Raw genomic sequence first — 17,509 nt, forward strand, 5'->3', positions numbered from 1 at the left:
CGGGGCGGCCTTTTTTCTTGCGCGCGATGCGAACGACTCAGCGTTCGACGATCGCCACCACGCCCATGCCGCCGGCGGTGCAGATCGAGACCAGCGCGCGGCCGCCGCCGCGTTCGGCCAGCTGCTTGGCCGCCGTGGCGATCACGCGCGCACCGGTAGCCGCAAACGGATGGCCGGTGGCCAGCGACGACCCCAACGGGTTGATCTTGGCCGGGTCGATCCTGCCCAGCGGCGCATCCAGGCCCAGGCGGTTGCGGCAGTAGTCTTCGCTTTCCCACGCACGCAGGGTGCACAGCACCTGCGCGGCGAAGGCTTCATGGATTTCGTAGATGTCGAAATCCTGCAGCGTGAGGCCATTGCGCTTGAGCATTTCCGGCACCGCGATGGTCGGCGCCATCAGCAGGCCTTCGCCGTGCACGAAGTCCACCGCCGCCACCTGCGAATCGCGCAGGTAGGCCAGCGGTTCGTGGCCATGCGCGCGCGCCCATTCCTCGCTGGCCAGCAGCACCGCCGACGCACCATCGGTGAGCGGGGTGGAGTTGGCGGCGGTGAGCGTGCCACGGCCGGAGACCTTGTCGAAGGCCGGCTTCAGCGTGGCCAGCTTTTCCAGCGAGGTATCCGCGCGCAGGATGTTGTCGCGCTCCACGCCGCGGAACGGCGCGATCAGGTCGCTGAAGAAACCGCGCTCATAGGCCGCGGCCAGCTTCTTGTGCGAAGACACCGCCCACTCGTCCTGCGAATCGCGGGAGATGTTCCACTCCTTGGCCATGTCTTCGCAGTGGTCGCCCATGCTCTTGCCGGTACGCGGTTCGGCCACGCCCGGGAATTCCGGCTTCAGTTCGCCCAGCTTGAAGCCGCGCACGATCGCCTTGATCTTGTCGCCGGTGGTCTTGGCGCGGTTGGCGGCCAGCAGGCGCGCGCGCAGCTTCTTGCCGTACACGATCGGCACGTCGGAGGTGGTGTCCGAACCGCCGCCGATGCCCGATTCGATCTGGCCCAGCGCAATCTTGTTGGCCACCGCAATGATCGTGTCCAGCGAGGTGCCGCAGGCGCGCTGCATGGTGATGCCCGGGGTGAGCGGGGACAGGCCCGAGGACAGCGTGGCTTCGCGGCCCAGGTTCCAGTCGCTGGAATGCTTGATCACCGCGCCCATCGCCACTTCGCCCAGCTGTTGCCCGTGCAGGCCGAACCGTTCCACCAGCGCGCCGAGCGTACGTACCGACATGCCCAGGTTGCCAACGTCCGAATAGGCGGTGTTCTGGCGGCAGAACGGAATGCGGACGCCACCGAGAATGGCGACGGGACGAGCGTTGGGCATGGAGATACCTGGCATGGGAGGGGTGTCTGCAACATGGCCTGCACGAAGGAGCAGGCATAATGGGGCCAAGTGTAGCTGCCGCCCTGTGATGGGCCAACTGTGAACCCATGAGCAAACCCGACCCCGGCATGAATGCCCTTGGCGTACTGGCATTGGAACTGGCCGGAGGAGACGCCCCCCGCCACGCGGCCCTGACATCCGCGCAGGCGGGCGAACTGGCCGACCGCGTTGGCCGCGACCTCGCCAAGCTGGTGCCCGGCGTGAGCGGACTCGATTTCGTGTTCGCCGGCGCCCATTTCGACCCCGCCGAAGTTCTGCGCCCCGGCTGGCCGATCCACCGCCGCCTGGAAGAACTGCAGATGCGTGCGCCCGGCCGCAACGAAGGCCCGCGCCTGCTGGCGTTCGGCGCCGGTGCCGACGGCGAAGTGCCGCTGCCGTTCCAGGCCGATGCGAGCCTCACCGGCGGTGGCCTGCGCGTGGTGCCGTTCCTGCTGACAGGCACCGACGTGGCCCAGACCACGGCCGTAGCCGAAGCACTGGAAGAGGTGCTGCTGGCCCAGGGCATGGCCCAGGCCGATACCGCCCTGCAGGCGCAGAACGCCTTCGGCGCGCAGATCGAGCACGCCCGGTATTTCACGGTGAACGACCTGGCCGCGATGATGTCGATGCAATACGACAACCAGGGCCTGGCCGAGTTGTGGCCGCTGATAGAAACGGCGCTGATGGCGCCGCAGTCGGAGCAGTGGCTGGACAGAGCGCCGGAACCGCTGCTTCGATACGCTGACGGCGAAGTGCGTATGGCACTGTTCGATCCGGCCGGCTGGTGCAGCTACTACAGCCACGACAAGGGCAACTGCGATCGCCTGCAGGGCATTTACGAGCAGTACCTGATGCGCCAGCGGCAGATGGCTGCCGTGCTGGAAGCGCACGGGCTGCCGGTGCTGTTCGTGCATTGCGAAGCAGGACAGAATGCGCGGGACCTGTTGGCGCGCTGAAGGTGGCGCGCTGACTGGATTGGAGCACGCTGGATTGGAACACGGAACGACAAGGATGCCGAGATGATGCAGCTGCTTCGCCATGCGCCCGTTGCGGCGCTTCTGCTCGCCTGCCTGACGCCGTTGCCGGCAATGGCCGCGGCACAGTGCCACGTGGCTCCTGAGTCCCAGCAGGCGCTCCCGGCCCTGGTGGGTCGGACAACATACCCCCATGCGGTCCAGCAGGCTCACGATGTGAGCCTGCGCGTCGTTGTCGATGCGCAGGGCAACCCGGTTGAGGCTTCCGTGGACGGGTCAACCAGCGCCGACGCCACCCGCCGCAGTGCGATGCGCTGGAAGTACCGTTGCGATGGCGACAAGGGCGGCATTGCCGAGTGGGTGCTGCACCAGCCTGCACAGCACTGCAAGATGAACCTGACCGTCAAGGGTTTCAATCCACCGCGCTATCCGCCCAAGGCCTTCAAAGCCGGCACGGAAGGCGAGGTGCTGCTTGGACTGTACCCGCAAGGCGACGGCCTGGTTGCGCGGCACATCATCATCGCGCAAAGCAGTGGATCGACCGTGCTGGATGAGGCCGCAGTGACCGCAGCCAGACGCTGGTCCTTCGACTGCGACGCCGGGATGGAAGACGCTGAACCCGGCCAGGAAGTGCCGGTCAACTTCCGCTTGAACTGACAGGGGAAACCGGATGCACGCATGGCACTGCCGTACCGCGCTGGCACGCATGGGGCCGCTCGCCGCGTTGACGCTTGGGCTGATGGCGTCCGCCGGCACCTGGGCCGAATACAGCGACATCCTTGGCAATGAAGCCGACAAGGTCCCGTTGGAATTCACCACCGTCACCGGCTTCATCGACGGCCTGCCCAAGCGCAGCGACGTGGAAGTATTGAAGGGGCTGCCGCTGGAGCCGGGCATGCTGGCGTACCAGTCCACCAAAGCCTCCGTCCTCGAAGATCCTGCATTTGCGTCGAGGACGTGGCTGATCTTCACCGCGCCGCATCCCATGGCGCCTTCGGTGGCCCGCCTGCGCACCTATGTGCCCGACGGCGAACTGCATCGTCGCCGCCAGGCGTGGGCCACGCTGTGCGAAAGCACCCCCGAAGGCTGCGCCCGCCTCGATGCGTACCTGAAGCGCGCGATCAGCCGCTCTGGCGGCTAGCCGCTGCAGGGGCATGGAAACGACAACGCCGGCGGATGCCGGCGTTGTGCGTTCGGGCGTAACCGGCCAACGGCCGGCGTCACCGGTCAGGGGGCCGCTTTGATCACCGCGCAGGCCAGACGGGCACCGGCATTGCCGGTCGGCTGGGTCTTGTAATCATCCGGATCGGCATGCACGATCAGGCCACGACCGATGATGTCGCTGTCGTTGCCTTCGCCGATGTTGACGTTGGTCGACACGGCTGCATCCACCACCGCGTTGCCCTGGGCGTCGGCCTTGATGTTGGGGATGTCGCCACCGTGGTGCGGGGTGGTGGCCACGTTGCCGTGGTCTTCCTTGCTCGGGTTGAAGTGGCCGCCGGCGCTGTCGCCGTTCGGCGCGCTGCAGTCGCCCTTCTCATGGATGTGGAAGCCGTGTTCGCTGTTCGGCTTCAGGCCGCTGACCTGGCCCTTCACGTGGACCTTGCCGTCGACGACGCTGAAGGTCACGTTGCCCTTCACGTCATTGCCTTGGGTCGGGGCCAGCTCGGCCACGGCACTGTGGTTGGCGTGCGCTTCGCTGGTCATCGCCGGCGGCGCTTCGGTGGTGCGCGCGGTTTCGGCGATCGGCGGGGTGGCGGTGGCGGGATCGGCGGCGGGCGCATCAGCCGGCTTGTTGCAGGCGGTCAGGCCGATGGCGGCAATGGCGGCGAACAGTGAGGTATGGATCAGGCGCATGTGGATCTCCTTGCGGGTAACGAGGGAAAAAGCGACGTCATTGGACAGCGCGTTCAGCGCGTGACCCGGATGACGCCGCAGGCGATTCGGGCGCCGGCGTTACCTGCCGGCTGGCTGCGGTAATCGTCGGCGTTGGCATGAACCACCAGCGCACGGCCAACGATGTCGGTGGCTGCACCGCCGCCGAGGGTAACCGCTGGCAGGCGTACATCGACGCTGACCCGGCCCTGCGCGTCGGCGCGCAGGTTGTCCATGTCGCCAATGTGATGTGCCCCAGCGCTGTTGCGGCCATGCGGCTGGTTGAACGGGTTGAAATGCGCCCCCGCGCTGCTGGCGTCAACGGCACTGCAGTCACCGCGCTCATGCACGTGGAACGCGGCGGTCTGCAACGGCTGCAGCCCACCGATGGTGCCGGTGATATGCACGCCCTGCGCATCGGGCACCAGCACCAGACGGCCGCTGACAATACTTGCCGAGGCAGGCGCCAGGTTGGCTTCGGCCAGCTTGGCGGTGCTCACCACCGGTACGGCCGGCACCGGCGCGCTGCGCTGCTCGGGCGCGGAACCACAGGCGGCGAGCACCAGCAGTGACGGGATCAGCAGGGCGAGGTGGGAACGACGCATCTGGAACTCCTTCTGTGCAAACTAACGTCATGGTCGTCCACGGACCATGAAAGGCACCGCGACGCGGTGCTTACATGCCATGAACAGGGATTCATCCGCCGCGCCGGCGCCCGGCGCCGAGCTTGCGGGTCAGAGTGTTGCGGCCCATGCCCAGGCGCGCGGCGGCTTCGGCACGGCGGCCGTGGGTGATCTGCAGGGCCGCCTCCAGCAACGCCTGGTCCACCCGGTCGCGCACCTGCGCATGCAGGCCTTCGGCGCCCTCGGCCAGGCGCTGACGCGCCCATGCCGACAGCATGGCTTCCCACTGGCTGGGATCGCCCTGCGCGCGGGTGCGCGGCCCGGCACCGCGGTGCAGCGCGCTGTCCACATCGGCCACGCCGATGGTGTCGGATGCGGCCAGTGCGGCCATGCGCCAGCACACGTTTTCCAGCTCGCGCACGTTGCCCGGCCAGTCGTGCTCGCGCAGCGCCTGCAGCGCAGCGGCGGTGAGCCGTTTGGGCGGCGTATCCAGCTTGCGCGCGGCGGCGGCCAGGAAGGTGTCGGCCAGCTGGGCGACGTCATCGCGGCGCTCGCGCAGCGGTGGAAGGCGCAGCCGCACCACGTCCAGCCGGTGCAGCAGGTCAGCGCGGAAGCGGCCCTGCGCCACCAGCGTTTCCAGGTCCTGGTGGGTGGCCGCAATGACCCGCACATCCACCCGGATCAATTCGCGGCCACCCACACGGAAGAACTCGCCTTCGGCCAGCACGCGCAGCAGGCGGGTCTGCAACGGCAGTGGCATGTCACCGATTTCGTCCAGGAACAGCGTGCCGCCATCGGCCTGCTCGAAGCGGCCTACATGGCGGCGCTGCGCGCCGGTGAATGCGCCGGCTTCATGGCCGAACAGCTCGCTTTCCAGCAGTTCGGACGGAATGGCGGCGGTGTTGAGCGCCACGAACGGGCCCTGCACGCGCGGCGATTCGTGGTGCAGCGCATGCGCCACCAGTTCCTTGCCGGTGCCGGTTTCGCCGTTGATCAACACCGACAGCGGCGCCTGCGCGAGGCGGCCGATGGCGCGGAACAGCGCGCGCATGGCCGGCGTGTCGCCGACCAGCTGCGGGCGCTGGTCAGGCGCGGACTCCACTGACGGGAGGCTGGGCTCGACCAGGGTGGTGTCCGGCTCCGGCAGCACGCGCTGGGCCAGGGCCACCGCATCGTCCAGATCGAACGGCTTGGACAGGAATTCCTGCGCGCCGCCACGGAACGCACCGGCGGTGCTGGCCACATCGGTATAGGCCGACATCACGATCACCGGCAGTTGCGGGTGCGCGGCCTTGAGCTTGTCCAGCAACACCAGCCCGTCATCGCCCGGCATGCGCACGTCGGTGAACAACAGGTCCGGGGCGGGTTGGCTGCCCAGCATCTCCAAGGCCGCCGCCGCGCCATCGAAACCTTCCACCGCATAGCCGGCATCGCGCAGCGCGGTGCACAGCACGAAACGTACCGCGCGGTCGTCATCCACTACCCAGACACGCTGGGCGGTGGCTTGGCTGTCATCCGCCATGCGCGGTCTCCTCGGCAGCGGGGGTGCCTTGCCCGATCGGCAGATGCACGGTGAATACGGTATGCCCGGGGCGCGAGCGGTAGGTCAGCGTGCCGCGGTGTTCGCGCGCCACCTGCTGGGCCAGCGCCAGGCCCAGCCCGGTGCCTTCGGCGCGGCCGCTGACCAGCGGCAGGAACAGGTGCTCGGCCAGCGTTTCGGGCACGCCACGGCCGTCATCGGCAATCTCCAGGCGCAGCGCCATCGGCTGCAGCTGGTCGCCGATGCGCACGCCATGTTCCACCCGGGTGCGCAGGGTGACGGTACCGGCGCCGGCCTGGATCGCATTGCGCACCAGGTTCCATATCGCCTGGGTGAGACGGTCGGCGTCGCCGTCGAATTCGGGAATGCTGGGGTCGTAATCGCGCTGCAGGCGCACCGCCCAGCCGCCTTCGCTTTCGGCCAGGCGCAGCACGCGCTCCAGAGAGGCGTGGATGTTGAGGGGCGCATGCGGCGCGGCCGGCGCCGGCGACAGCAGCTGTTCCAGCAGCCCGTTCAGGCGTTCAATCTCCGAGCCGATCAGCTCGATCAGCTCGCGCTCTTCCGGGTCGCGCTGGGCGCTGCGACGGGCCAGCAGCTGGGCCGCGCCCTTGAGGCCGGCCAGCGGGTTGCGCAGTTCGTGGGCCAGGCCTTTGAGGGCGGCACTGAGTGCGCTGGGCAGGGCCTGGGTCGGGTCCAGCCCGGGGAACTCATCCACCGGGTGCGCTTCCAGCAGCCAGCCGTCTTCCTCATGCCGGCTCAGCCAGCCCTCGGCGAAGCGCGGGGCCTCCCCGGGCAGGGCCAAGGCCAGGCGATGCAGGCGCAGGGTGTCGCGTTCGCCGCGCGCCAGGAAGTGGGCCAAGGCCTCGCCCTGTACCTCCAGCGAGGCCAGTGGCTGGCCGAGCAGGCGTCGCACGCTTACCCCCAGCCAGCGCGCAAAGGCCGGGTTGCAGCCGGCGACGCGGCCTTCGGCATCGGCCCAGGCGACCGGGGTGCCAAGGACTTCGAGGGACGGAGACGGTGGTGCGGGGGTCATTGCACCAATGTAGTGCAAAACGAGGGTCTATTTCCCCTTCCGTCCGGCACCACGCAGCCACGCAGCCCGCCGCTAATCCACGAACACCTTCGCCCAGTCCTCCCGGACACTGACCAGCGGCCACCCGCGCTCCTTCGCCAGCGCCACCGACTTCTGGGCGCCCGAGGTATACGCAATGTCCCGCTCGTCATCATCGTGGGTAACCAGCAACGCCAGCGAGGCGCCCTTTCCCTGCGTGGCGAACTGCAGCATCTGGATGTCGCCATTGGAGTTGCCGGCAGCGAAGATCGGGCGCGCGCCAATCCGGCTCCAGATCCGTACCACTTTGTTGGGGCCATCATCGAACACCTCCAGTTTCGAGGTGTGGACCACCTTGCCGATGCCGTCTTCTTCGCGGTACTGCAGCGCGACGGTGGTGCCGACCACACGCTCGGGTGGAACGCCGTACAGCTCGTGGGTGATGGGCCGCATGAAGTCGCGTCCGCCACCGGACACGATGTAGTTGGTGAACTGGTTGGCTTCCAGGTACTGCAGCAGCTCGCGCATGGGCGCGTAGGCGGTCTTCAGGTAGGGGCGTTTCAGCACCGGGTTCTCCGCGCTGCGCAGGAACTGGTCGGCCTTGCTGGCGAACGACTCCACGTCATCTTCGGCATAGGCCGAAAGCAGGCCGGCCGCCATTTCCTTGAGCGTGGTGTCATCGCCCTCGTAATGCTTGGTGATGACATCGCCCAGCCACGCCTGGTCCTTTTCATGAACGGCTTTCCAGGGTTGCCGGTCGCGTAGCGACGGGTCTGCTTCAGCCTGTTCGGCAATGCGGCGCAAGAGGAAGTCGGCTTGGATCGGCATGGGCTTTTCGCACCACAGGCAGCCGTCGTTGTCGAACACGGCGATCCGTGCGGCGGGGGGTACGTAGTCGGGTCCGTCTTCCAGGGTGACCCGTGCGACGAAGGCAATGACGGCCTGGCGCGTGGCGCCGGCGTTCCAGCTTTTGAGCAGTCCTTCGTGCATGGATATGACTCGAGGGGCTTGAAGCTAGCATGCTAGCCCTCGCGCTCGGCGGCTACCTGCGCAGAACCACTGCGCAGGGCGCAGTAGTTTTACTGGGTGCGGCGCCTCAACGCCATGATCGCTTCCGGCAGCTCGGTACGCATCTGTTCGCGCAGGGCCTCGGCAACCGCGTGGTAGCGGCGGCGCTGGATGAAGTAGCAGTACACGAACAACCCCAGCATCATCAGCATCGGCCAGGTGGAGGCGGCCACCATCGGCATGGCCACGCACAGCACCGCGATGGCCAGGGTCATCCAGTTGCAGATACCTTCCACCCGTACCTGGTTGCGCATGGCGTCCACCACCACCAGGCCGCGCATTACCGGGTAGTAGCGCCCGGTGAAGCTGGTGAAGAAGCTTTCGCGGAATGCCGTGCGGCCATCCGGCAGTGGACGGAATACCATCGGCATCCAGTCCGACGTGGCCACGTCGCGCTCCAGGCAGTTCAGCACCAGTCGGTGGCGCATCTCCGCGGTGGCGGGAATCCGCTCGTTGAACAGGCGGATGCCCGTTCCGAAGTAGAACGGGCTCCAAGCCAGTTGCAGCACGATCTCCAGGACCATCACCCCGACCACGATGTACCAGATTGCCATGTGGGTGTCCTCAGCCGCCGAAGGGAGTGTGGGGCAGTGCTGCACCCTTGGGCCACAGCAACCACAGGTTGCCCTTCTGCTTCATGTCTCCGGCCAACTTGCCCGCGGCGTCGCCGGTGCCCCAGTAGAGGTCGGCGCGCACTTCGCCGGCGATGGCGCCGCCGGTGTCCTGCGCGGCCACCGGGCGCACCACCGGGCTGCCATCAGGGCGCGTGGTGGACAGCCACAGCAGGCTGCCCAGCGGCACCACCGTGCGGTCCACCGCCACGCTGTAGCCGGCGGTGAGTGGCACGTTCAACGAGCCGCGCGGGCCTTCGTCGCCATCCGGCCCCTTGGTGAAGAACACATAGCTGGGGTTGCTGGCCAGCAGCTCGGTCACGCGCTGCGGGTGTGCATCGGCCCAGGCGCGGATCGCGTCCATGGTGACGTCTTCCTTCTTCAGCTCACCTTGCGCCACCAGCCAGCGGCCGATCGGGCGGTAGGGATGCCCGTTCTGGTCGGCGTAGGCGATGCGCAACTGGCGGCCGTCGTCCAAGCGGATCCGGCCCGAGCCCTGGATCTGAAGGAACTGCAGGTCCATCGGGTTGGACAGCCAGGCCAGCACGGGCGCGTTGACGCCCTTGGCGGAGATTTTTGCTGCGTCGTCGTAGGGGCGAAGCACGCGGCCTTCCACGCGGCCGCGTAGACGCTTGCCCTTGAGCTCGGGGTAGAGATCATCGAGCTGCACGCTGACCATGTCGGCCGGCACGCCGTAGACCGGTACGGGCGTCCTGGCAGTGCGGGTGAGGCTGCCGCTGTACACCGGCTCGTAGTAACCGGTGATCAGGCCATCGGCGCGGTGGCCGCCGGCACGCAGCGAATAGACCTCCAGGTAGTCCTGCAGGAACTGGCGGATGGCCGTTGGGGTGCTGGCGATGTTGGCAGCCGCCGCGCAGGTGGGCGCCCAGGTGGCGTCACTCTTCAGCCGCGGGCAGGCGCTGCGCCAGGCACTGAAGCCGGCCTGCAGGTCGCTGTCGCTGACCGCGGGGAGCGCTTTCCAGTCCGCCTTTGCGTAGGTGGCGGGACTTGCAGACGGCGGCGCATCGGACTTGGGAGTGCTGACGCTGCAAGCGGTGAGCAGGGACAGACCTAGAAGGGTCAAGGCAGGGTGCTTGATTGCAGCGGTGATGCGCTTGGCCTTCATGGATGCTCGTTCTGGGCGGTATCAGCGATTGATTGTAGGGGTTTGCTGAAGCAGCGAATGCAGGATGCGGGCGTCCTCGACGTCGAGGGTGGGCGGCAGGTCGTCGCGGCCACGGAAACGGCGGTGGAAGGCGCCGGCGGCGGCGCGGTCGTCAAGCGGGTAGCCGAAGGCCTGCAGGGCCAGCCACGGGTCGAAGCCCTCCGGCGCCGGGCCGTCACTGGCGCGGGGCCAGACGCCGAAACCTGCTTCGACCAGCCGCTGCCACGGGAAATAGCGGCTGGGGTCCTGCTTGCGGGCCGGCGCCAGATCGGAGTGGGCGATGATCTGGGTGCGCGGGATGTTAAGACGGGTGCACAGATCATCCAGCAGGCGGATCAGCGCGGCGATCTGGTCCGCGGCAAACGGACTGCTGCCGTCGTTGTCGATCTCGATGCCGATCGACGCTGAGTTGAGGTCGGTGATGGTGCCCCAGCGGCCGCCTCCGGCATGCCAGGCACGGCGGTTGTCGGCCACCAGCTGGTAGAGGTGGCCATCCGAGCCCACCAGGTAATGCGCACTGACCTTGCCACCGCTGTTGGCGGTACGCAGGGTGTACAGGCTCTGTTGCACGTTGTCCTGGTCGGTGTGGTGCAGCACGATGATGACCGGGTTGCGCACGTTGTGGTTCGGCGAAGGTACCCACGTCGCCAGCGGGCTACGCACATCGGTGCTGGCGCAGGCGGCAAGCAGGAAGGCGGTGAGCAGCACGAGCGGGAGGCGGATTCGGCGCATTACCCGATTGTGCTTGATTCGAGAGCGGGTTGCGCGGGTCCTGGCCTCACCACGAGGATGCGAGTCCTGGATCGCGAAATCCCACCCGCGCAGATTGGGGTCCACGTGCCTGCGCGGGTGGTGAACGACGCCGTGCGTTCCTCGTGGCCCTGAACTTTCTTCCTTCTCAACCCCGAACGAACGACAGGTTGTAGAGGAATGGCAGCCATGCAAGGAGGGCCAGTGCAATCTCAAGGATTCGCGCCCTCCTCCAATCGGTGATCCTGATGATGATCGCCATTGTCTGGATCAACAGCACCACCACGCCTGCCTGAACAACCTGCAGCGCACGCTCCGGGTTCAGATCGTAGACGTCAAACAGGCCAAGGGCTCCAGACGTGTATCTGTTGTAGGCCACCGCATGGAACAGCGCCGCGCACGCAATCCAACCGACGTAGTAGACGATGTTGATCAGGCTCTTCATTCGGCTGCCTGGAAGGATGGATAGTCGTGGCGAGCGGGCAGAAATCGTAGTGCAACACGATGCTCACCGGCTTGCGCACGTTTTGGATCGGGGAGGGCAGCCACGTGGCCAGCGGCTGCGCAAGGCGCATTTTACGAGCTACCTGGTGTCACGAGGGATTGCGCGATCAATGAACCGGACAAACGCGGTGTAAAGGAGGCCGCTCATTACGCCGATGAGCGAGAAGAGGATGAGTCGCCTGGGTGCCCAGTCCACCCAGAATCTCGGATTGGACCATATTGCTTCCCAGGCGCCGCGCGCGAACCCACCCTCCAAGACCAGCCAGCCCACCAAAGCCCCGGCCGCGCCAAAAACAATGTACCTGGGGCGCCATCTGGGGAAAATGCCGTCGACCAGCAAGACAAGTGGACATCCCACGATCAAGCCAATGATGGCACCTATGATCAGGAAAATACCCAACACAGGCAGTGCACCATGCACAGACGTTCCGCTCGAGGACATGACAGGGATCAGAAAGAACATGCCACTGGCCACTGCAGTGCTCAGTGGCACTGCAAGCATCCTGGCAGGCAGATTCCAAGCACTCATTGACAAACCTCAACTTTCTTTCCATCCATTATGGACGGCCAGCACTTGGCGGGTGGTGCGCCCGGTATCCACGGCAGCTTGTAGGAGTTGACCTTAGAGCCGATGTTATCTGTATTCGGCCCCGTTTCATCGTGGATCCGCCATATGTGAACTTGCGGTGCGAGAGCATTGGCATAGTCGAGGATCCAGACATGTGCGTCGCATCGCTGGGAACGGTCACCACCGGTACCCATAAGCCCAAACGGCATTGCCGACTGCGAGAGCCAGAAACAGGCAGCCAACAGACAAGGCCGCGCCCGGTGACCGAAGAACTTCAATGCGGTCAACCAAACGCTTCCGCGCCTCACTCAGCGAGTCGCGCTTCAAGCCAGCCCAAAGCATGAACATGTAGACCGATAGCACTGCAAATACGATTGAGTGCAACCACGCTGGAAGAACCGTTCCATTCATTACTACAAATCTCCAAGATGGAAAATTGGCGCGTTCGCGATATCGGGCACATTGATCATTGAGCGGCCTGTGGGCGCGGAACTTTAGACGAGAGCTATCGCCTTTCGCTGCAAATCCGATCCTGGTCGACACCGGAGGCTGCGCCACGATCCGGGAAACCCAGAGGCGACTCCCCTCCCCGGACGGATCACGTAGTTTCTGAGGTCAGCTAAAGGCTTGAATTCTTGAAGGCCTCTTTCGCAAGACCAATAATTTCCGCGAGCTCTCTCACATCGATCCAAGCCTCGGATACATCCAACAAGCGATTACCACCAGCAAGGGAGTCCAGCACGACTTCCGCTGCGACCACCCTAACCTGATGGCCAACCTTCACTGCAAAGGCGAAGCAATTCTCATCCTCCAAATTGTTCGTCGAGGCTTGGTAGGTATAGTCAGTCTGGAAGCTATCGGGAATCTCATCTTCATCCATAAGGATGTAGGGAAGCATTCCATTCAGCAGAAAGCGGAATGTATCATCCGCACCAAGACTTGACACATCGGAATTCTCTGGCAGATCCACAAGAGCATTACCGGGCGACAAGCTACCAATGTCTGCCGAGAGCGCTGATACCCTCGCTCGTCGTGGGAATAGCCGTCCATCTACAACGAAGTGAAAAATGCCATTCCCCATGCCAGGCTTCTCGTTCCAGGATTGGACGCTCGCGGCGATGAGTGCGAAATTGTTTGGGTCGCCGAAGACAGTCATGTACGGTCAGTAATGCAGGCAAGAATGATCATCGGGAACTCGACGGTTGAAGATGATTAGGCGTTGGGAACTAAGACTTTATTAAAGACATGTTGTATAGGAACAGGGTAACGACAACGATCGCCAGGAAGACCTCCGGGAGCCTAGTCCATTTCCAGTGGCGCAAACGAGCGACGAGTACGCAGAGAAGGACTGGAAGAGACAGAAATGACACGACGACGGCAAGCCGGACCCAGTCCCCGTAAGGTCCCAAAAGAAGTTGAGGCATCAATCTCAAGCCCCTATTCCAATGGGAATAGGCAGAAAGTAGCTCGACCAGCGCACATAGCACCCAGAGGCAAAAGTACGCAAGGTGAATCAGGTTGTACTTCGCTCCTGCCATGATCACGCTCCTGACTCATGCAATCCATTCACCACGATCTAGACACAATTTTACTCCAGTCAATGATTGCAGGCGCCTGCACAGCCGGGGTCTCATGAGGCTTCAGAACATCCCCTGATCAGCGGTGGTGCCGTCCGCGGCACCACCTTGCCACCTGCCACGCTAGTCTCGAAATACTTACTGTCACTCGACCTCCCCTTCTACCTGTCCTTGGCCGCTGTCCGCTTACGTAGCAAGCTGGGCCAGATCAAAGAGTAAAGGATGCCCGCGAGCAGACCTATGACCGCAAACACTGCAAGTCGCCTGGGCGCCCGTTCAATCCAGAAGGTGCTGCTTGCCCAGATGTTGTTCCAAGCGTCACGCGCAAAGGCGCCCTCGACTATGAGCCAAGCGAGCACCGCACAGAACGCGCCCAACGCGACATGGCGGAACTTCGCGTGAGGTAGTACGGCATCAACAATGAGAATCGCTGGGAAGCCAACCACCACGCCGAAGATAGCTGCCACCATGCCTATGATCGAAGAAAAGTAGATCGTCTCAATTTCTGTCCCTGCATTGACGCTCAGTGGTAGGCCGATCAGGAGCAACCCGCAGATGCCGGCGCTGAGAGCAACCGCAAGAATCTTCGAAAGCGCAAGACGTTGGTTCACTGGCAGACCTCTATCGATTTTCCCAACGAATCGCGAACGATCAGTGCGCTTGGGTAAGCCTTCAAGCGAAACACGTGCCGCGGATCGGCCTTATCCTCGTCCATGGAAATTTTAGGAACGCTCGAATCCGGCCAACCAGGTCTGGCCTCGCCACATCGCCGTCCTCGAACCTGACGTACTCCGAGCGCGCGTCGTCGACACAGTCGAGCTGTGTCTCAACGATCATCAGGAAACACTTCTGAAGAGGCTCCTACTCAGGCCAAACAATCTCTTCGGCATTCATCCAGTGGAGTCTGCCGGGCATCTCTAGAGGCTTAACAAAGAAGTCCTCTACCGCATGCCATGCGGCCAGGGGTAACACCAATGAGCCAAGAGGAACGAACTGGTCGTCACCGACATCCACAATTGCGTTCATCTCATCCTTGCTTCCAATGGAGTAGTAGGCCTTCCTTGCCCTAGCAAGATCGTAGCGAACAGACATCCGACCATTCCCGTCATGCAGAACTACGAGGACTGCAAGTGAAAGTCCACCTTCTATGTAGCTAAAGACGCAGTCTCCGCCACCCCTGCTCCACTCTGCGGCGGAACAGTTCAGGAAGCTTTTCGCGTACTCGGAAAGCTCGGGGGACCGATCCACTTCACGACCAAGAAATATGCAATTGAATTCTGACATCTGCTTTACTCACTAGCGGGATGCATGCGGGAGTTCAACGTAATTGCATTGCCATCCTTCATAACGATGTGAAGCGCATCAACCTTCGTGTGGCTATATCTTTCAGAATTTAACCCCTGAATCCACCCTTCGATTGAGCTCGATTGCATCCTTACCACCCATTGTTACTGTTTGGCTCTGGAAGGTTTCCGTCACTAACCGAACAAAGCCCTTCTGCTTCAGCTCGGTGCTTGGGTCATCGATTCGACTGGAAGCGGCCATCCTTTCAGGTAGCCCTGGTACGTCAGTGTCGGCAAGCTCCACGTTGCCGCCAGTTCGGGCGCTCTTTGGATGTTCTGCACAGGAAGTGGAAGGACAATCAGCTTTGGTCTGATGGGATCCACTTCGATGGTTGACTCATTGAGTCCGAGCATCACGCGCCCGAGATTGGGTAGAGAGGAACATCGTTGATCGGGACACCGTGAGCATCAAAGATGCGTTCTAGAGCGCACGAAAACTGATCGATACGCTCCTGCTCATCCAGAGTGAAAGACATCTTGATCGCGGACGAAATCTCGGCGCATTCCTCCAGAGCGTGCGCGTACGCGATTGCATCGCTCGCCGCTTCAAAATTTCGATCTGGGTATGTCTCTGGTTCGGCCAGGGCGTGCTGTCTAAGACCCTTAGCCAGCACCAACGTTGCCTGATGATTGAGCAAGCCATGTGTCGCTAGCAGCCTAACGAACTTGATAGTGCCGATGACGTAAGTTCCTACCCAGGCCTTAGCGGAATTCCAGCTACTGGTAATGTTCGCGCTTGGATCAGACATTGACAGTAGTTCGAGGTACGCCTGTTAGCTTAGATTTTCCATGCCGTCTCCGTAGGGAATGAGCTTGACCAAGCCAGACCTGACAGATCTGTACCTTGCAGTGCACTTCGCAGCGCCGCAAGTTCACCCATGCTGACCACGGCATTCGTTGGCCTGACCTTGACCGATCAAGTAGCCGAAGTTATGGGGAGCCGGCACCCTCGTGAAGTTTCAGCGACGCCGATTGGACGTTTCCAGTAGAGGCGAATTCATGAAAGCACCTTCTTACCGGCTCGATGTCATGTGTCGTCATGCATCGCTGATACAGGTCCCCAAGGATTTCAATCTCCCCTTCGCCCGCAGTTGGATTTGTGATGGTATCTACCTCGTGATCTCCGTCGTCGGTGTAGCGACTAAGCATAAGCATGAAGTTTCCGCTGTCTGCATATAGTGCCAGTTCGTAGACTCCGACCTCAGGCACGGGATCTTCACTCAGGCTAACAATTCCGCTCATTGCCGAAAATAGCTGCAGCGCAGCGTCAATCTCTTCATTGGAAGGATCATTCCGAACTGGCAGCTGCGTGCGCGCAGTATCCGAACTTACGTAGAATCCGGCTAGTTTCACGATTTCTTCTCTCTGATTGAGCGCATACCCTGGGTCCAAGAGTAGGTCTTTGGTAGACCGGTCTTGTTGTCAACCGCTCTGACACTAAGGGAATTCAAGCCAGCAGCCTGGGCCGCCGCAGCGATGTCGCCCTTACAGAATCCGCAGACGTCTTTTCCGGAGACAGAGATGCTCATGTCCGCACCGACCGCAAGCCCAGCATCATGCACCTTCTAGATAACAGCGATCTCTGCATGAGCCGTCGCCATGTTGCCATTGGGCAACACCTTGCCTGACCTCTCTGATCGAGCAGCGACGCGATCCGCTATCAGCGTTGGTATGCCGGCATTTCCTTGGTCAAATTCTCCCCCAGTCGGATTTTAGTGTACGAAGGTTCTTCCTCCAATGGTGGTCGTGGCAGTGACAGTTGGAACGACAATTCGGTCCGACAGACCGCCACCGTTCTGAGGCGGAAGGCCAAGAGCATTTGTTTGAGGCACCTCCAGCTCAGAGGGGGTGGCCGCCGGCGGCTTTCGAATGCCAAGTGACCCCGTTACAGGGGCAACTCCAGATTTCACCGTCGCGGCGTTCCCCAGTAGATTCGCCAGTCCCCCTACTGTCAAAGTGAGTGACCGACGACGCTCTTCACTCATGTCGGACGCACTTGCAGCAAGGTAAGCGGCGCTCGCGAGCGCACTGTTTATCTGAGCATCCTGGACCGCAAAGAAGCTGCGCCAAGCCATGTTGGTCGGAAGGTAGTCTTCTGACCGGAAGCTTTCCAAGCCTGACCTGAGCAGTCCTTCCATGTAGGTGCTCTCGTTGCTGGTCTTCTCTCTGTATATGTACCTTTCAAACCAGGTCAGGTTTGTATCCGAATATGCATGCTTGTCTACGCTGAGTCCTGCGTAGGGGAAGCCGATTACGGTGTCCGGACCCGTTCCAGATAGCTGTCCGGTCACCTGACCGCCGGGCGTCAAGCCTCCGCCGTTCTGGGCTACGTAGGTGCTGTAGTAGATATCCCAGTTTGCCTCGACCGGTGTCTCAACGATCATCAGGAAATACTTCTGATCAGTTTCCTGACCTTCGATGGCTACAGGCTAGAAGACAACGTTCTCATATGGCTGGTCGACCTCGGGCAAACCCCTCAATGCACTGAAGAGCCTCTGACTGA

Annotated in this window: 19 protein-coding genes; 3 read left to right on the plus strand and 16 right to left on the minus strand. The window is 62.9% G+C overall.

Going from position 1 to position 17,509, the window contains the following annotated elements; translation table 11 throughout:
- Positions 1–37: 37 nt before the first annotated feature.
- Entirely contained in the window at positions 38–1,333 is a 1,296-nt protein-coding gene (locus tag V9K91_RS15230) for an acetyl-CoA C-acetyltransferase (protein WP_249833456.1), read from the minus strand.
- Positions 1,334–1,425: 92 nt separating this feature from the next.
- Here V9K91_RS15230 and V9K91_RS15235 point away from each other — a divergent pair, with 92 nt between their 5' ends.
- The 3 genes from V9K91_RS15235 to V9K91_RS15245 all read left to right on the plus strand — a co-directional run bounded on the left by V9K91_RS15235 (position 1,426) and on the right by V9K91_RS15245 (position 3,472).
- Positions 1,426–2,313: a hypothetical protein gene (locus V9K91_RS15235; protein WP_093535263.1), complete on the plus strand. Its 888-nt coding sequence runs from the start codon at positions 1,426–1,428 to the stop codon at positions 2,311–2,313.
- 63 nt (positions 2,314–2,376) lie between these two features.
- The gene (locus V9K91_RS15240) at positions 2,377–2,988 is read left to right on the plus strand and encodes an energy transducer TonB (RefSeq protein WP_336443630.1); all 612 of its coding nucleotides are present in this window, start codon (positions 2,377–2,379) and stop codon (positions 2,986–2,988) included.
- 13 nt (positions 2,989–3,001) lie between these two features.
- Entirely contained in the window at positions 3,002–3,472 is a 471-nt protein-coding gene (locus V9K91_RS15245; RefSeq protein WP_336443629.1) for a hypothetical protein, read from the plus strand.
- 86 nt (positions 3,473–3,558) lie between these two features.
- Here the strand turns inward: V9K91_RS15245 and V9K91_RS15250 are convergent, their stop codons facing one another.
- The 15 genes from V9K91_RS15250 to V9K91_RS15320 all read right to left on the minus strand — a co-directional run bounded on the left by V9K91_RS15250 (position 3,559) and on the right by V9K91_RS15320 (position 17,390).
- Entirely contained in the window at positions 3,559–4,188 is a 630-nt protein-coding gene (locus tag V9K91_RS15250) for a superoxide dismutase family protein (protein WP_210132978.1), read from the minus strand.
- Between the two features lie 53 nt (positions 4,189–4,241).
- Positions 4,242–4,811: a superoxide dismutase family protein gene (locus V9K91_RS15255; RefSeq protein ID WP_068848258.1), complete on the minus strand. Its 570-nt coding sequence runs from the start codon at positions 4,809–4,811 to the stop codon at positions 4,242–4,244.
- A gap of 91 nt (positions 4,812–4,902) precedes the next feature.
- Positions 4,903–6,351, minus strand: coding sequence for a nitrogen regulation protein NR(I) (ntrC, locus tag V9K91_RS15260; RefSeq protein WP_336443628.1), 1,449 nt, complete (start codon positions 6,349–6,351; stop codon positions 4,903–4,905).
- Positions 6,341–7,402 carry an ATP-binding protein gene (locus tag V9K91_RS15265; protein WP_068848254.1) on the minus strand — a complete coding sequence of 354 codons (1,062 nt, stop codon included), beginning with the start codon at positions 7,400–7,402 and terminating at the stop codon, positions 6,341–6,343. Before V9K91_RS15265 ends, ntrC begins: the two co-directional genes overlap by 11 nt.
- Positions 7,403–7,474: 72 nt before the next feature.
- The gene (locus V9K91_RS15270) at positions 7,475–8,410 is read right to left on the minus strand and encodes an HAD family hydrolase (protein ID WP_336443627.1); all 936 of its coding nucleotides are present in this window, start codon (positions 8,408–8,410) and stop codon (positions 7,475–7,477) included.
- 89 nt (positions 8,411–8,499) lie between these two features.
- Positions 8,500–9,042 carry a hypothetical protein gene (locus V9K91_RS15275; RefSeq protein ID WP_336443626.1) on the minus strand — a complete coding sequence of 181 codons (543 nt, stop codon included), beginning with the start codon at positions 9,040–9,042 and terminating at the stop codon, positions 8,500–8,502.
- A gap of 10 nt (positions 9,043–9,052) precedes the next feature.
- On the minus strand, positions 9,053–10,225 hold the full coding sequence (locus V9K91_RS15280; RefSeq protein ID WP_336443625.1) for an MltA domain-containing protein: 1,173 nt from the start codon (positions 10,223–10,225) through the stop codon (positions 9,053–9,055).
- Positions 10,226–10,246: 21 nt separating this feature from the next.
- On the minus strand, positions 10,247–10,996 hold the full coding sequence (locus tag V9K91_RS15285; RefSeq protein WP_336443624.1) for an N-acetylmuramoyl-L-alanine amidase: 750 nt from the start codon (positions 10,994–10,996) through the stop codon (positions 10,247–10,249).
- Between the two features lie 166 nt (positions 10,997–11,162).
- Positions 11,163–11,459 carry a hypothetical protein gene (locus tag V9K91_RS15290; RefSeq protein WP_249833450.1) on the minus strand — a complete coding sequence of 99 codons (297 nt, stop codon included), beginning with the start codon at positions 11,457–11,459 and terminating at the stop codon, positions 11,163–11,165.
- Between the two features lie 1,246 nt (positions 11,460–12,705).
- Complete coding sequence (locus V9K91_RS15295; protein ID WP_336443623.1) at positions 12,706–13,242, minus strand: Imm42 family immunity protein; 537 nt, start codon at positions 13,240–13,242, stop codon at positions 12,706–12,708.
- Between the two features lie 582 nt (positions 13,243–13,824).
- Positions 13,825–14,274 (minus strand): hypothetical protein, encoded by a 450-nt coding sequence (locus tag V9K91_RS15300; protein ID WP_306990185.1) that lies wholly within the window; start codon positions 14,272–14,274, stop codon positions 13,825–13,827.
- Between the two features lie 250 nt (positions 14,275–14,524).
- Entirely contained in the window at positions 14,525–14,947 is a 423-nt protein-coding gene (locus tag V9K91_RS15305) for a hypothetical protein (RefSeq protein ID WP_306990188.1), read from the minus strand.
- 412 nt (positions 14,948–15,359) lie between these two features.
- Positions 15,360–15,755 (minus strand): hypothetical protein, encoded by a 396-nt coding sequence (locus V9K91_RS15310; RefSeq protein WP_306990190.1) that lies wholly within the window; start codon positions 15,753–15,755, stop codon positions 15,360–15,362.
- 181 nt (positions 15,756–15,936) lie between these two features.
- On the minus strand, positions 15,937–16,359 hold the full coding sequence (locus V9K91_RS15315; RefSeq protein ID WP_306990192.1) for a hypothetical protein: 423 nt from the start codon (positions 16,357–16,359) through the stop codon (positions 15,937–15,939).
- A gap of 359 nt (positions 16,360–16,718) precedes the next feature.
- A complete protein-coding gene (locus V9K91_RS15320; protein WP_306990194.1) occupies positions 16,719–17,390 on the minus strand; it encodes a hypothetical protein in 672 nt (223 codons plus the stop codon).
- Between the last annotated feature and the right edge of the window lie 119 nt (positions 17,391–17,509).

The organism is Stenotrophomonas sp. CCNWLW57 (assembly GCF_037203925.1).
In the GTDB taxonomy this organism is placed as follows: Bacteria; Pseudomonadota; Gammaproteobacteria; order Xanthomonadales; family Xanthomonadaceae; genus Stenotrophomonas; species Stenotrophomonas rhizophila_A.